This is a genomic window from Gemmatimonadota bacterium, from assembly GCA_041390105.1.
Classification (GTDB): Bacteria; Gemmatimonadota; Gemmatimonadetes; order Longimicrobiales; family Gaopeijiaceae; genus JAGQIF01.
In genome coordinates, this window is sequence record JAWKQO010000003.1 from 422,559 (window position 1) to 436,139 (window position 13,581).

At 67.2% G+C, this 13,581-nt stretch carries 12 protein-coding genes; 6 read left to right on the forward strand and 6 right to left on the reverse strand.

Features of this window, described 5'->3' with window-relative positions; translation table 11 throughout:
- Nucleotides 1–40 precede the first annotated feature (40 nt).
- Both R3E10_14935 and R3E10_14940 read left to right on the forward strand, forming a co-directional pair.
- Nucleotides 41–784: a hypothetical protein gene (locus tag R3E10_14935; protein MEZ4417045.1), complete on the forward strand. Its 744-nt coding sequence runs from the start codon at nt 41–43 to the stop codon at nt 782–784.
- A complete protein-coding gene (locus R3E10_14940) occupies nt 781–2,229 on the forward strand; it encodes a cytochrome C (GenBank protein ID MEZ4417046.1) in 1,449 nt (482 codons plus the stop codon). Before R3E10_14935 ends, R3E10_14940 begins: the two co-directional genes overlap by 4 nt.
- A gap of 89 nt (nt 2,230–2,318) precedes the next feature.
- On the opposite strand, the gene R3E10_14945 is transcribed toward R3E10_14940, so the two are convergent.
- Nucleotides 2,319–2,894, reverse strand: coding sequence for a CBS domain-containing protein (locus R3E10_14945; protein MEZ4417047.1), 576 nt, complete (start codon nt 2,892–2,894; stop codon nt 2,319–2,321).
- A 192-nt stretch (nt 2,895–3,086) separates the two neighbouring features.
- Between R3E10_14945 and R3E10_14950 the strand changes: the two genes are divergently transcribed.
- The 4 genes from R3E10_14950 to R3E10_14965 are packed head-to-tail and all read left to right on the forward strand — an operon-like array spanning nt 3,087 to nt 6,980.
- On the forward strand, nt 3,087–4,016 hold the full coding sequence (locus tag R3E10_14950) for a mechanosensitive ion channel family protein (protein ID MEZ4417048.1): 930 nt from the start codon (nt 3,087–3,089) through the stop codon (nt 4,014–4,016).
- Nucleotides 4,017–4,060: 44 nt separating this feature from the next.
- Nucleotides 4,061–4,300, forward strand: coding sequence for a hypothetical protein (locus R3E10_14955; GenBank protein ID MEZ4417049.1), 240 nt, complete (start codon nt 4,061–4,063; stop codon nt 4,298–4,300).
- Nucleotides 4,297–5,736, forward strand: coding sequence for a cardiolipin synthase (cls, locus tag R3E10_14960; protein MEZ4417050.1), 1,440 nt, complete (start codon nt 4,297–4,299; stop codon nt 5,734–5,736). The genes R3E10_14955 and cls overlap by 4 nt, the downstream gene beginning before the upstream one ends.
- Nucleotides 5,736–6,980, forward strand: coding sequence for a hypothetical protein (locus R3E10_14965; GenBank protein ID MEZ4417051.1), 1,245 nt, complete (start codon nt 5,736–5,738; stop codon nt 6,978–6,980). Before cls ends, R3E10_14965 begins: the two co-directional genes overlap by 1 nt.
- Nucleotides 6,981–7,037: 57 nt before the next feature.
- Here R3E10_14965 and R3E10_14970 read toward each other — a convergent pair whose 3' ends face one another.
- From R3E10_14970 to gnd, 5 genes are all read right to left on the reverse strand, one after another.
- Nucleotides 7,038–8,126, reverse strand: a complete 1,089-nt coding sequence (locus tag R3E10_14970; protein MEZ4417052.1) for a cytochrome c — start codon at nt 8,124–8,126, stop codon at nt 7,038–7,040.
- Nucleotides 8,127–8,151: 25 nt separating this feature from the next.
- On the reverse strand, nt 8,152–8,811 hold the full coding sequence (locus R3E10_14975) for a hypothetical protein (protein ID MEZ4417053.1): 660 nt from the start codon (nt 8,809–8,811) through the stop codon (nt 8,152–8,154).
- Nucleotides 8,812–8,975: 164 nt separating this feature from the next.
- On the reverse strand, nt 8,976–10,871 hold the full coding sequence (locus R3E10_14980; GenBank protein MEZ4417054.1) for an APC family permease: 1,896 nt from the start codon (nt 10,869–10,871) through the stop codon (nt 8,976–8,978).
- Nucleotides 10,868–12,433, reverse strand: coding sequence for a glucose-6-phosphate dehydrogenase (gene zwf / locus R3E10_14985; GenBank protein ID MEZ4417055.1), 1,566 nt, complete (start codon nt 12,431–12,433; stop codon nt 10,868–10,870). The genes R3E10_14980 and zwf overlap by 4 nt, the downstream gene beginning before the upstream one ends.
- Nucleotides 12,430–13,452, reverse strand: a complete 1,023-nt coding sequence (gnd, locus tag R3E10_14990; GenBank protein MEZ4417056.1) for a decarboxylating 6-phosphogluconate dehydrogenase — start codon at nt 13,450–13,452, stop codon at nt 12,430–12,432. Before gnd ends, zwf begins: the two co-directional genes overlap by 4 nt.
- Nucleotides 13,453–13,581 lie beyond the last annotated feature (129 nt).

The window sequence follows — 13,581 nt, forward strand, 5'->3', positions numbered from 1 at the left end:
GCAGAGGTCGGAGGCCTTGAACGAACGGACGGAGGCTTCCATGAAACCCGCAGCCCGCTGGACCCTGAAGATGCTGACGCCGCTGTTGGCGGCCGCGGCGGGATCGTGCGCTACCACGACGCTATCGCCTGCCTCGACGGCCATGACCCAACCCGGAGCCGCCAACGTGGCGGTGTCGTCGCTGGACGGTGTGCGCGTCACGGCTCAAGCGGACGCCTGGAAGGGCGATCCGGGCGTCGGGCGAGCCGTGCAACCGGTACGCATCACCATCAACAACGAAGGATCCGAAGCGCTGCGCATCCGGTACAGCGACTTTGCCCTGATCGCTCCGGACGGGCACCGCTACTCCGCGCTCCCGCCCTTCGCGGTCGAGGGGGACATCACCTCTCCGCTGCTCCCGAGAGGCTTCGCGCCGATCCGCTCACCGGGGTTCGGGTACCGACGCTTCTTCCTGGCACCGTACTACGCGCCGCTCTATCCCGGTCTCGCCACCTGGAACTGGCCGTACTCGTTCTACGATCCCTGGTACTACCCGTTCTATCACCAAGTGTTGATGGACGCGGTGCGCCCGACGGCCGAGATGCTGGGCCTGGCGCTTCCCGAAGGCGTGGTCGAGCCCCACGGAATGCTTTCGGGCTTCCTCTACTTCCAGAAGGTCGGCACGGATACGCCCCGCGTGACCTTCCGCTGGGACCTGATCTCGGTCGAGCAGGAGTCGGGGCGCGCATTGGGTGAGATCTCGATTCCCTTCGACGTGAAGCATGACGCGAGGGCCGACCGATGACACACGTCGCCACGGTCCTTCACGCCACCTTGTTTGCGTACCTTCCGCTTTCCTCTCCTGCGCTCGCCCATTCGCTGAGCGTCCCATCCCGACCCGACGCAGCGGAAGAACGCGTTGCAGCGGCGCTCACGGAGTACATCGGGCACCTGACCCACACACCCGCCCCGCCGGTGCATTGGAGCGCCCCGGTCCCGAGTTTCAGTCGTCAGACGGGGCTCGCCTGTAGCGCCTGCCATACGCGCTTTCCACAACTCAACGCGCTCGGACGCGACTTCAAGCTGAACGGCTACACACTGACTGCGCAGCAGGTGATCCAGGAAGCAGACAGCGGTGGTGCGGGCTTGAGGCTCGATCTGGTTCCACCGCTGTCGGGAATGATCATCACGTCCCTCACGTCGACCCAGAGAAGCGTGCCCGGGACCCAGAACCGGAGCGCGGCCTTTCCGCAGGAGATGGGGCTCTTCTTCGCGGGAGGCATCACCACCAACCTCGGCGCATTCCTTCAGCTGACCTACGACCCCAGCTCGGGTGGGATCGGACTCGACAATGCCGACGTGCGCTTCGCCGGTCACACGCGCGTCGCCGGGACGGACGTACTGGCGGGTTTGACCCTGAACGACGCTCCGGGCGTGCAGGATCTGTGGAACAGCACTCCTGTCTGGGGCTTCCCCTTCGCCTCGTCCGACGTGGCCCCGTCGGCAGCCGCCAGCGTGCTGCTGGACGGTGGCTTGGACCAGACGGCCGTGGGTCTGGGCAGCTACGCCTTGTGGGACAACCGGCTCTACACCGAAGCCACGCTCTACCGCTCTGCGTTCCAGGGGGGGCCGGTGCCGGTGGACGGTAGCGCGTCCGACGTCATTCACGGCGTCGCACCCTACTGGAGGGCCGCGCTGCAACACCCCCTCGGTGAGACAGATCTGATGCTGGGTACCTACGGGATGGTCGCGAACCTCACGCCCACGGGGTTCGAGGGGGCTCGGGATCGCTACGTCGACGTGGGAGTCGATGGGCAGATCCAACGTCCGCTGACCAACGGAGGGGCCCTGGTCGCCCACGGCACCTGGATCCATGAGCGCCGAACCCTGGACGCGACCCGCGCCGCGGACGGATCGAGCTTCAGGCGAGGGCACCTGGATACGGCGAGACTAGACGCGATGTACGCCTGGTCCAGCCGTTGGGCGGCCACCGCTGGCGTGTTCTCGACCACCGGAAGCGCGGATCCCGGTCTCTATGCACCCGCGGCCGTGAGCGGAAGCTCCAACGGACGGCCCGACACCCGGGGGCTCACGGCGATGCTCACCTTCACCCCTTGGCTCAACACACGACTGGGTCTGGAGTACACCGCCTACACGTCGTTCAACGGGCGGGGAAGCGACTACGATGGCTCGGGCCGCGCCGCTTCGGACAACAACACGCTCTATCTCATGACTTGGCTGGTGTTTTGACAATCGCGTGACCGGATCGGTCTTCCGGGATTCACGCCGGTCGGCCGGTGCTCCCCCTCCATCGTTTTGGCCTGGTGCCGTGACCCGCGTCAGAGGGGGATGGTGGCGACACCGTCCGGCACCGGGTGGCTGGCGTGCGCGCGCGATACGCAAATGGCCCGGAGGGTGTAGGCCACGTCGAGCTCGGAAAGCCCGTCCGCGCCTTGGGTTCCGAGCGCCTGGGCGATGTCCGCCAGCGACAGCATGGCTTGAAGACAACCCTCCTCATCCACCACGGGCAGGCGGTGCACCTGGTGCCGCCGCATGACGCCCGCTGCCCGGTAGACGTTGAGGGTGGGTTGTACCGCCGCCACGTCCCGTGACATCGCCGACTCCACACGTATGGAGCTCAGAGCGTCACCGCTGAAAAAGGCGGACATCGCGATGTCGCGATCGGTGACGATGCCGATGACGATGCCTCTCGCATCGACGACGGGCACTGCACCGATGTCGTGCTCCCACATCAGCCGCGCGGCGTCGTGCAACGTGGACTCGGCATGGACGGCGAAGGCCTCATGCGACATCAGGTCACCGACCGTCAGGGCGGGCTCCGGTAGGTGAGGCGCACCGGCATCGGTGGAACGGGCTTCCAGGGCAGGTAGCGGCTCAGTGGCACGGGCTGGCATGTCTATTCTCCTCGACTCGGTGTGAACCTCTTCGATGGGTTTGTCCACTGCAGGCTCCACGGCGTACAGCGGAGGACTTCTGTGATGGGAGAGCGAATCAAGAGGCACGCCAGCCGAAAGCCTGTTGTAGCCCAACGATTTGGCTGATCGCAGCCCGGTTGGGGCCGCCCGCGCTGGTGGTGGAGATGCAGCGTGCAGGTCGAGAGCGACCATCCGGTGGGGCCCCCTCCATGGCCAGGGATCCGGCGGCGGCGTACCCTGCTGCTCGACCTCGTGACGGGAGCCATGCGCATGACGACGATCGAAGGGATCCTCGCTTTCGTTCACCCAGCCACCCTGACGGGGGCGCTGGTCTACGCCGCGCTGTTTCTGGGCTTCGGCTTCATCGGTGCTCTCCTGATCCGGAAGGCCTCGCAACGGGCGTTGCGTAGAGATGCAGTCGACAGGATGGCCGTGCTGATCCTGCGACCGCTGCTACAGGCGGGGCTCTGGGCGTTCCTGGCCGTCGGATACGCTCACCTCATCCCCGGACTGCGGGCGCTGGGGACGGCTCTGCTGGCTGGCGTCAGCGTGGTCGGGATCGTGCTCGGAGTGGCAGCTCAGAACACGCTCGGCAACGCCATCGCCGGGCTGGCCCTCCTCGTATATCGACCGTTCCAGGTGGGGGATCGCTTGCAGGTGCAAGCCCCGGCCGGACCCGAGACGGGCGTGGTCGAGAGCGTGACCCTGGGCTACACGGTGTTGGTGACGTTCGACAACCGTCGCGTGGTCCTCCCCAACGCGCTGGCGGGCGCCCAGACCACCGTCAACCTGACCAGCGTCGAACCCCGGGTCCTTGCCAACGTCGAGGTGGGAATCGGCTACGGCTCCGACGTCGAGAAGGCTCGCGCGATCCTCCTGGGGTTGGCCGCGGATGACCCTGACGTCACCGAGCCCATGGACTGTCCATTGGTGGAGCTGGGATCCTCCAGCGTGTCGCTCAGGGTGCGGGCCTGGTGCCGGGATTCGCCCGCGGCGACCCGTTTCGAGCACCGGCTGTACGAGAGTGCCAAGAAGCGCTTCGCGGAAGCCGGGATCGAGATCCCCTACCCGTACAGCAACGTCATCGTCTCACAGCGATGAGGACGCCTGCGTCGCGGACATCCGACGGTCCCGCATCCGCGATCATGCGGCAGTGGATCTACGGAGCCCTGTTCATCGCGCTGGCGGCCCTCCTGATCGCCACCGGCGAAGACCTGGGGCGCCACCTCGACGGCCTGGAGCACTGGATCGGCGGGCTGGGCGCGTGGGTCTTCGCGGCCTATGCGGCCCTTTTCCTGGTAGCCTCGTCGTTGCTCGTGGTCCTCATCTCCCGCGTGGCCGATCGCGCGCTGGAGGGTACCCTCGCCGGCGGGGGGCAGGGATGAGCGTCCATCCGCTGTCCAGCGCGTTGCTCGTATCCCACTGGTTGGTGGTCGTGGGACTGTCCCTGCGGGTGATCACCCGACGGCCACCCATCGGCGTCGCGATGGCCTGGCTGGCCGTGGTGATGAGCGTTCCGTTCGTGGGTGCCGCGCTCTATCTGTTTTTCGGAGAGAAGCGGCTAGGTCCAGCGCGTTCGGCCAGGATCGCGGCCACCCTTCCCGCGCTCCACCAGTGGCAAGCGCACCTGCCGAAGGCCCCCGATCTGGATCCCGGCAACCACCTGCGGGAAATGCTCGCCCCCCACGCCTGGAGGGCCCTCGGCTTCCCGCCGATGGACGGAAACCACCTGGAGCTCCTTGCAGACGTAGATGCGGTGTTCGACCGGATGGTCGGGGACATCCGACGCGCCCAGCACTCGGTCGAAGCCTGCTTCTACATCTGGCGCGAGGATGGTCGTGCCGGGGAGGTACTGGCCGCGCTGACCGGGGCGAGCGCTCGCGGCGTCTCCTGTCGCGTGCTGGCCGACGCGACCGGGAGCAAGCCCTTCCTTCGCGGCGACGGCCCCCAGCGCCTTCGAGCGTCCGGCGTGCAGGTGCAGGCGGCCCTCCCCACCAGCGCTCTGCGAACGCTCTTCGCTCGGGCGGATCTGCGGAACCATCGCAAGATTCTCACCCTCGATGGAACGGTCGCGTACGTTGGTAGTCAGAACCTGGTCGACCCGCGGTACTTCAAGCAGGACGCCGGCGTGGGCAGGTGGGTCGACGCCATGGTGCGGATGGAGGGCTCGGCGGTCCCCGCATTGGCGGGTGTCTTCGCGCTCGATTGGAGTGTGGAGCGCGGTCTCTCCTGGGAGGCTCCGCGATCCGCGCCGGGAAGTCCCCCGGAGCCACGATCCACGGTTCAGGTGGTTCCCTCGGGTCCCGATCTACAACCGGACGCCATCCGGCAGCTCTTGCTGACCGCGCTGTACGGCGCCCGTCGCGAGATCTTCGTGACCACGCCCTACTTTGTCCCGGACGATGCGCTTCTCGCGGCCTTGCTCTCGGCTGCTCAGCGGGACGTGGACGTGATCCTGGTCGTGCCCGCGCACGTGGATTCCCGGCTGGTCCGCCTGGCCGGAGTGGCCCACTTCTCCGATCTGATGGCAGCGGGGGCGCGGATCGGACTCTACGAAGATGGACTGCTCCATACCAAGAGCCTGACAATCGACGGATCGCTCTCCATCTTCGGCTCGGTCAACTTCGATATGCGGAGCCTCTGGTTGAACCACGAGATCTCGTTGTTCGTGTACGATGCGGAATTCACGAGTCGTCTCCGCGCACTCCAGGCAGGCTACCTCGAGTCCTCCTCGGTCCTGGACCCTGTCGTGTGGAGCCGGCGGCCCGGGTGGCGCAAGCTGGCCGAAGACACTTGCAGGCTCCTGGGGCCCATTCTCTGATGCAACCGTCGACCTCGACCGCCCGTGGGCTGCGATCGCCAGTCGCGCTCCTTGCCTTTGCAGCCGCTCCGCTTCTTGGGTTGAGCGACGGCGTGGCCGCTCAGATCGACACGGTCGGGACGGTCCCGCGGGTCGACTCGGTGACCACGCCCCCCGACTCCCCGCCCTGGCAGGACGAAGTCTCAATCCAGGGGACCCTGATCGGCGTCGCCGCTGGGGAGGCGACCTCCGGACTCCGGGTGGGTGAAGCTCCCGACGCACTCGCCGTCCAGACCCTCGAGCTCGCCGTCGAGAGCTCGGGCCCAGACCGCTCCACATCTGGCAGCGTGGTCTTCGACGCCAGTGGGCTCGTGAATGCGGCCCAGGACGTCTCGATCTCGGAAGCGCACATTCGAATATCGGACGGCGAGCGGCTGTTCATTTCCATCGATGCCGGTCCCCTACCCTTCGGCTCGTTCGCCAACGCCCTGCTGTCGCAGCCCCTGTCTCAGGATGTCTACGGGGCGCAGGCGATGAGTGTCTCCGCGGGCTGGACCCCTGCGGACAATGCGCACGTCGCGGTGGCTTGGGTCGACGGGCGGCCCATGTACGGGCAGTGGCTCGGCGCGGGTGTGGTCGATTCGGCGGCCGCGGACCCGGCCGAGAGCGGGATGACGGACTCTGCGGGCAGCGCCGCCGGGGAAGGCACGAGCTGGATCGTATCGGCCAGCCGCTCGATCCTGGGCGACCGTCTCTCTGGGGGAGCCGCCGTTCTCACCGAGGCGGGCGCAGCACCTCGGAGCCGCTTCCTCAACGCCTGGGCGTCGAGCTCGGGACTGGGCCACCCTGGGGTGGAGGTCGACGTCGAGGTCTTCCGGGGGTCCAGAGCCCTCCCGCTGCGAACGAACGGCACGCGGTTCATGGAGACGACCGTCTCCACGACCGTATCTCTCACGCTGCCGGCCGCTCCCGGTGGCACGCGGACCGGACGGACGTTTCAAGGCAGGCGCGCACACCGTCGCGCCCGACCCTTCGAGCTGGCCGTGCGCTTCGAGGCGTTTCTCGATGACGGGATGGCGGAAGCTTTGAATACCTGGACCGCCCGAAACCGGATGGCCGTCGGGGGGCGCTACTCGTTCGATCCCGACGACACCTTCCCCGGCTTCGTGACGATCGAGATCGAACGGAGGACGTTCCGAGACGCCCTGAACCGGACTGCGGGCCGTACTGCGACGGTTCAGGCGGGAATCGGTCTCGTATTCTAGGGGTTCGACTCCTCAGAATCCTCCGCCGCTGCCGGACCCACACCGGATCGTGTTCCATCACGGATGGCCTGTCGGCGCCAACGTCTTCAGATACGCCAGCATCGATTGGATCTGGGAGGCGCTCAACATGCCGCCCCACGCGGGCATCGTCGCCGAGAGACCGACGGAGTGACCGCCATCCTTGATCGCCTTCTCCAGCTCCGCGTCGGTCTTTCCCTTCCAGAAGGCCGGATCCGTGAAGTTCGCCGGTTTCGGATTGAGCGCTGCGGCGCCCGGCCCATTCCCCGCCCCCCCCTTGCCGTGGCAGGTGGCGCAGACGGTCTGGAAGGTGGTCCTCGCCTGCGTCAAGTCTGGAGGAGCGGACGGTCCGCCCGCGGCGGCTGCCAGGGGAGCCCCCGGGGGAGGGTCGGGAGCGCCCGCGAAGGACGCGCCCGCCGTCCCGCCGGAGAAGGGGACCACCGCCCAATCCGAGACGGCCACCGTATCCGGCGCATGCACGTACATACCGGGGCTCCCGAACATGTGGGCCACGGTCTGGACCCGGAGCAGAAGCCGGCCGTTCACCAGGAAGGCAGTGCTGTCCTGGCCCACCAGCAGCTCCAGACGGTTGACGACGTGGCGCTGCAGCGCCTGGTTGGGCGCGAGTCCCGGCACTTCGTACCAGAAGCCGCCGGTGAGCTCGGTCGTCTGACCGGCCTCCTGGTGCCAGGCCCGGATGTGCCCGTCACCCCGCAAGGCGAAGACGGAGAGCGGAGCCAGGACTTCCTTGCCGCCGGCCGTCAGGCCCACCACCGACGTATGTCCGAAGGGAGCGTCGTCCTCGGTGAAGGTGGCAGCAACGTAGTAGGGCTGCTTCATCTGGACCGCCGTATCCACGGCGAGCGCCGCGTGCGGCGCCAACATCCGGAACCGCTCCGCATTCTCCTGCAAGAGGCTGGTGCGGGCGTCCGCGAGCTCCTCACCCGGAGCCCGCCAGACCGCCCAGGACGGCAGGTGTCCACCCTCGAACTGCGTCCGCTCCCATTCCGTCGATACCTGCACGTGGCCGGATTCGTCCAGAGGGGCTCCTTCCGAGTCGCTCCCGCCGCACGCTCCGGCGAGTAGGCCCAGAAGCAAGGCAGTTCCTACACAGGTGCGGCTGTTCATCGGTCTGCGCTCCATGTTCTGGTCGTCATCGTTCGCCGGCGATGCGCGGCACGACTCCCCAATCCGCGAGTTCGGGCAGCGCATCCACATCGTCCATGCCGATGTTGAGGCGGGCTTGTCCCGTGTCGATTTCACGGATCGCCGCCACCGGGATCGCAACGTCGCGTTTCCGCAGAAGGTGGCCGCGTTGAAGGATGACGTGGGTAATGCTCTTCCCCTCGCACAAGAATCCTTCCACGTGGCCCAAGTGACGACCGTCGCGATCCACGACCTCGCTGTGACGCCCGAATTCGACCTCGCCCTCGGGCACCTCATCCCAGCGCTCCACGGTCATTTCGGGTCCCGGCAATCCGTCGAAGCGACCGAAGAAGTAGGGGAAGGCCAGCGCGCTTTCGAGGTCGGCGTTCGCGTCCACCTGCGTTCCACCGTAGTCGACGAGTCGGATGAAACGGCGCTGCTCCACGAGCGGAAACTCTTGTGCAGCCCCGCTCCCGAGTGCGATCCAGAACTCGCCGTCTCGCTCCTCGAGGCGATCGAGCGGAATCAGGCGAGCGCGCTCATGATGGCGGTGGGGCTGCGCCACAAGGTGAGTGATCTCCTGGACCCGGGGGTCCACCACGACATTGTCCACGTCCCAGACCACGCCATCGGTCCAGTGCAGTTTCTGTGCGATCGCGACGTCCATGATTCTCCCTCCTGACTCGGGTCCCGCCCGCCACCAACGTCCAGGATCAAGAGGGGAGCCACCGCGCAACATACTGTGGGAGCTACACTTCCGACGCTTGACCCTGTTCGGGTCACGGTACGTTGGCTGTCGCCCTGCTCCACCCTGGCTCAAATGGGCCGTCGTCACAGCACCACTCTCACGCCGCCCAGGTCCGCCAGGCGGTGCGGAAAGCGGTCACCCGGGGTGCCGATGAACATGTAGTTCTTGGGCACCCCCAGACGGGAGGAGAGGGCCTCGACCAGCTCGGGGCCGAACCGCCCTTTGACCGCCAGGAAGTCGATGCGGAGGCGGGGATACAGGTGATCGATCAGGCGCAGGTGCTCCGCGAGTTGAGGCGGGATCCCCCCCTCGTCGTCATAGACGTGCACGACCTTGAGGCGAGTCGTCTGCTCGTTGTCCAGCACGTAGAGCGCGGCCTGGTTCAGGGTCACCAGGTCGTCCCCCTTGCTGAAGTAGACCCGGGGACGGTCGTTGATCCGTCGCATCTGCCCGGTGACCGCACGATGGATCCAGCTGCTGGCCGCCGAGAGCCGCTCCACTAGCGCACTGGAAATGAGCAGGCCGACCTTCAGGATCTCCACCCGCAGGAACATGAGGGCCACCACCGCCAGCGCGGCCAGGAAGTAGGCCTGGAACACCTCGAGGGTGATCGGATCCATGAGGATGTTGCCGGCCAGACCCACGAGAACCGCCAGGAGGGCGACGGTGACCGTGGGCCAGGTCGCCCTCTCGCTGCGAGGCAGCCGTGCCCTGCGCGTCTTGAGTAGCATGTTCCCGACGGCGAACAGCGCCATCACGCTCAGGAATGCCAGCGTGTAGACGCCGGCCAGCGCCTCGATCCGGCCGCTCGTGATCAGGAGGATCGACCCGCACAACGCGAAGAAGGCCAGCGGAATCCAGTGGTTGGTCCCCCGCCAGCGGTTCTGCCGCAGCAGGAACTGGGGCAGACACAGGTCCAACGACATGCGGCGCACCAGGCCCGTCATTCCCACATAGCTGGTCAGAACCGCGCCAGACAGGACCAGCACCGCGTCCGCGCTCACCAACAGCGCCAGCGGACGACCCACGGCCTCACCGCCCATACGTGCCAACAGGTCGGGCGGTACCTGTTGGATGTCCCCGAGAGGGAGGAGGCCGAAGGAAAGGAAGCTGATCGCCGGATTGAAGATCGCGATGGCGATCCACATGTTGCGCAGCGTCTTGGGAAAGACCCCTTCCTTCTGTTCTTCGATGAAGTTGGCGGAGCTCTCGAAGCCGCTGATGCCCAGCATGGCCGCCGCGAACCCGAAGAACAGCGCGTGTCCGAGGTTGTGCAGCGGGGGGATGTGGAAGTTGCGGATCAGCATCGAGGGATCGCGCACCACCGCGATGCTACAGGCCAACGTCAGGAACACCAGCGTGACCATGTGGATGGCGAAGATGACGAGCGCCACCATCGCCGACTCCCCGATGCCGACGATGCTGAGCGTGGCAAAGGCGCCGAGCACCACCAGGGTCGCGACCATGACGTTCAGGCCGCCCCACAGGTTGTGGGCGTAGTGCATGGCCTCGTTGGCGCTGATGACCGCCGTGGCCACATAGGAGAGCAGGGTCAGGCAGGCGGCCCCGGCTGCGAGGCGTTTGTTGGTGGTATTGAGCAAAACGGTGTAGGTGCCGCCGTTCAGGGGCAGCGCGCTTCCTACCTCGGCGTAGACCCGTCGGAACAGATAGAGCACGCCCGCGACGATCAGCAGCACGACGGGCGCCAGGACCCCCGCTTGTCCCGCGCACAGCGCCGACACGTACAGGACGCTGGACGTGATGTCGTTCCCACAGATGGCGGTGGCCTTCCACGTCCCCAGCGAGTGCTGATGCGGCGCCTCCAAGTGGCGCAGCGACGCACCGGCAGGGCTGGGGAGGTCGGTGATGCGTTCGGCGCGCCCCCAACCGGCGAACTCCCACGCTCCGGTTCCGACGCCGCTGGCGCCCGCGTCCCCCCCTCCCTGGAGGGGTCCCCCCGCGGTGTCCGGTTCGCTCAAGGAAGCGCTCTCCAGGCGTGGCCGTCACGGGCGAGCAGCGCGTCGCCGGACGTAGGCCCGTCGCTACCGGCCGTGTAGTCGGGGAAGCCGGTCGGCATTCGTTCGGACCAGGCGTCGAGCACCGGCTGCACCACCTGCCAGGCTGCTTCTACCGTGTCCCCCCTCTGGAAGAGGGTCGCGTCCCCGATCATGCAGTCGTAGAGCAAGGTCTCGTAGCCTGTGGCCGGTGGGGAGTGGAAGTAGCGTCGATAGTCGAAGTCCATCTGCACGGCTCCCAGCTCCAGGCGGGGGCCGGGGCGCTTGGCCCCGAACTCGAGAGACAGCCCCTCGTCCGGCTGGATGCGCAGCACGAGCCAGTTCGGCACCGACCCCTGGAGGTCGCAGGAGCGGAGCAGGGCCACGGGCGCATCCCTGAACCGGATCGCGATCTCGGTCCAGCGACGCGCCAGCGCCTTGCCCGTCCTCAGATAGAAGGGAACGCCGGCCCAGCGCCAGTTCTCCACGAAGAGCCGCGCCGCCACATACGTCTCGACCGGTGAGTCGGCGGCGACGCCAGGCTCCGCCCGATAGGCCCGGAACGGCGCCCCGAGCACGGACCCCGCGCCGTATTGACCCCGCACTACGTCCGGGGAGGGACCCTCCATCGCGGGCAGGCGCACCATCTGCAACAGCTCGGTCTTGCGGTCACGGATGGGGTCGGCCCTGAACGAGGTGGGCGGCTCCATCGCCATCAGCGAGAGAAGTTGGAAGAGGTGGTTCGGGACCATGTCGCGCAACGCTCCGGTCCTCTCGTAGAAGGCCGCGCGGTGTTCGACACCCACTGTTTCGGCCACCGTCACCTGCACCTGGTCGATGTGATCGCGATTCCACACCGGTTCGAACAACCCGTTGGCGAAGCGTAGTGCCAGGATGTTCTGCACCGTCTCCTTTCCCAGGAAATGATCGATGCGGAAGATCTGGTCCTCCTGCAGCGTCGCGGACAGCTTGGCATTCAACGCCTTGGCCGAGTCGAGATCGTGCCCCAGGGGTTTCTCGATGATCACCCTCCGCCAGGCACGCTCCTCCTGACGCGTCAGCCCCGCCGCACCCAGCTGATCGACGATGCCCCCGAACAGCCGATCCACCACCGCCAGGTAGTAGAGTCGGTTCTGAGGGGATCCAGCGGCTCGGTCCACGTCCGCCAGCCGGTCGCGTAGCCGGATGTAACTGTCGGACTCGGTGAGGTCCGCCTGGACGTACGTCATCCGCGACGCCAGCCAACCCCACACGTCGGGGTCCACCTCGTCGGATTCGGATGCGCTCGAGTCTGTCGCGAAGCGCTCGAGGCCCTCGCGGAGGCTTTGGATCCACCCACCGGTCTCGTCGGACGCACGATCCACCCCGAACAGGCGAAAGTCGTCCGACAAGCGCTTCGCACGAGCCAGATTGTAGAGCGCGGGAACGACGAGTCGGTGGCTGAGGTCGCCGTTGGCACCGAACAGCACCATGGCGCAGGGGGGAGCTTGGGGGAGCCGGCCCAGCGCTGACGTGGCTTCCGGGTGCGCGGTTGTGGAGGCGGTCATGGCTGCTCCGTACCGGTCCGCTCCACGTGCCCCCCGAACTCGTAGCGGAGCGCGGACAACAGGCGATTTCCGTAGTCCGCCGCTCCCCGGGAATTGAAGCGGTCGAACAGGGCGGAGGCCAACACCGGTGCCGGGACGCCCTCCTCGATGGCGGCGGCCAGCGTCCAGCGCCCTTCCCCCGAGTCGGCGACGCGGCCACTGAAGCCACTGAGCTCGGGGCTCTTGGCCAGGGCCGTGGCGGCGAGGTCCAGGAGCCAGGAGGCGATCACACTTCCGCGCCGCCAGACCTCGGCCACGTCGGCCAGCGCGAAGTCGTAGCGGTAGCGCTCCGGATGGGCGAGGGGCGTGGTCTCGGCATCCGATGCCCTCCCGGCCTTCCCGACGTGGGCGGCCTCCAGGATGGCAAAGCCCTCCGCATAGGCGGCCATGATGCCGTACTCGATGCCATTGTGCACCATCTTGACGAAATGACCCGCGCCCACGGGCCCGCAGTGCAAGAACCCCTTCTCCGCCGTGCTGGGAGCGTCGCGTCCGGGCGTCCGGGACAGCGACCCCATTCCAGGTGCCAGAGCCTCGAAGATCGGTGTGAATCGGTCCACGGCCGCCGCATCTCCACCGATCATGAGGCAATACCCGCGCTCCCTTCCCCACACGCCTCCGCTCGTCCCCACGTCCAGATAGTGGACGCCACGTTCTCGAGCTTCCTCACCCCTGCGCTGGTCGTCCACGTAGTGGGAGTTCCCACCGTCGATGATGACGTCGCCGGACTCCAGCAGAGCCAGCAGGTCGGTGACGGCCTCGTCCACGCCAGCCGCCGGCACCATGAGCCAAACGGCGCGGGGAGCCGGTAGCTGGTCCACCAGGTCTCGCAGGGAGGTGGCGCCGTGGGCGCCGTTCCGGGCCAAGGTGGTGACCGCCTCTGGCGACCGATCGAAGACGACGCAGTCATGACCTGCGCCCATCAGGCGCTTCGCCATGTTGGACCCCATACGTCCCAAGCCCACCATCCCGATTCGCATCGTGCTCCCCTTTCTGCTGCGCGTATGCAGTGGGACATTTTGTCGCACACCGGGCCCGCGCGGCCCGGTCAGCACTCTGCTACCCCGCTGGTGTAGCAACGGACCATGCGATGACGCCCACTTTCAAGA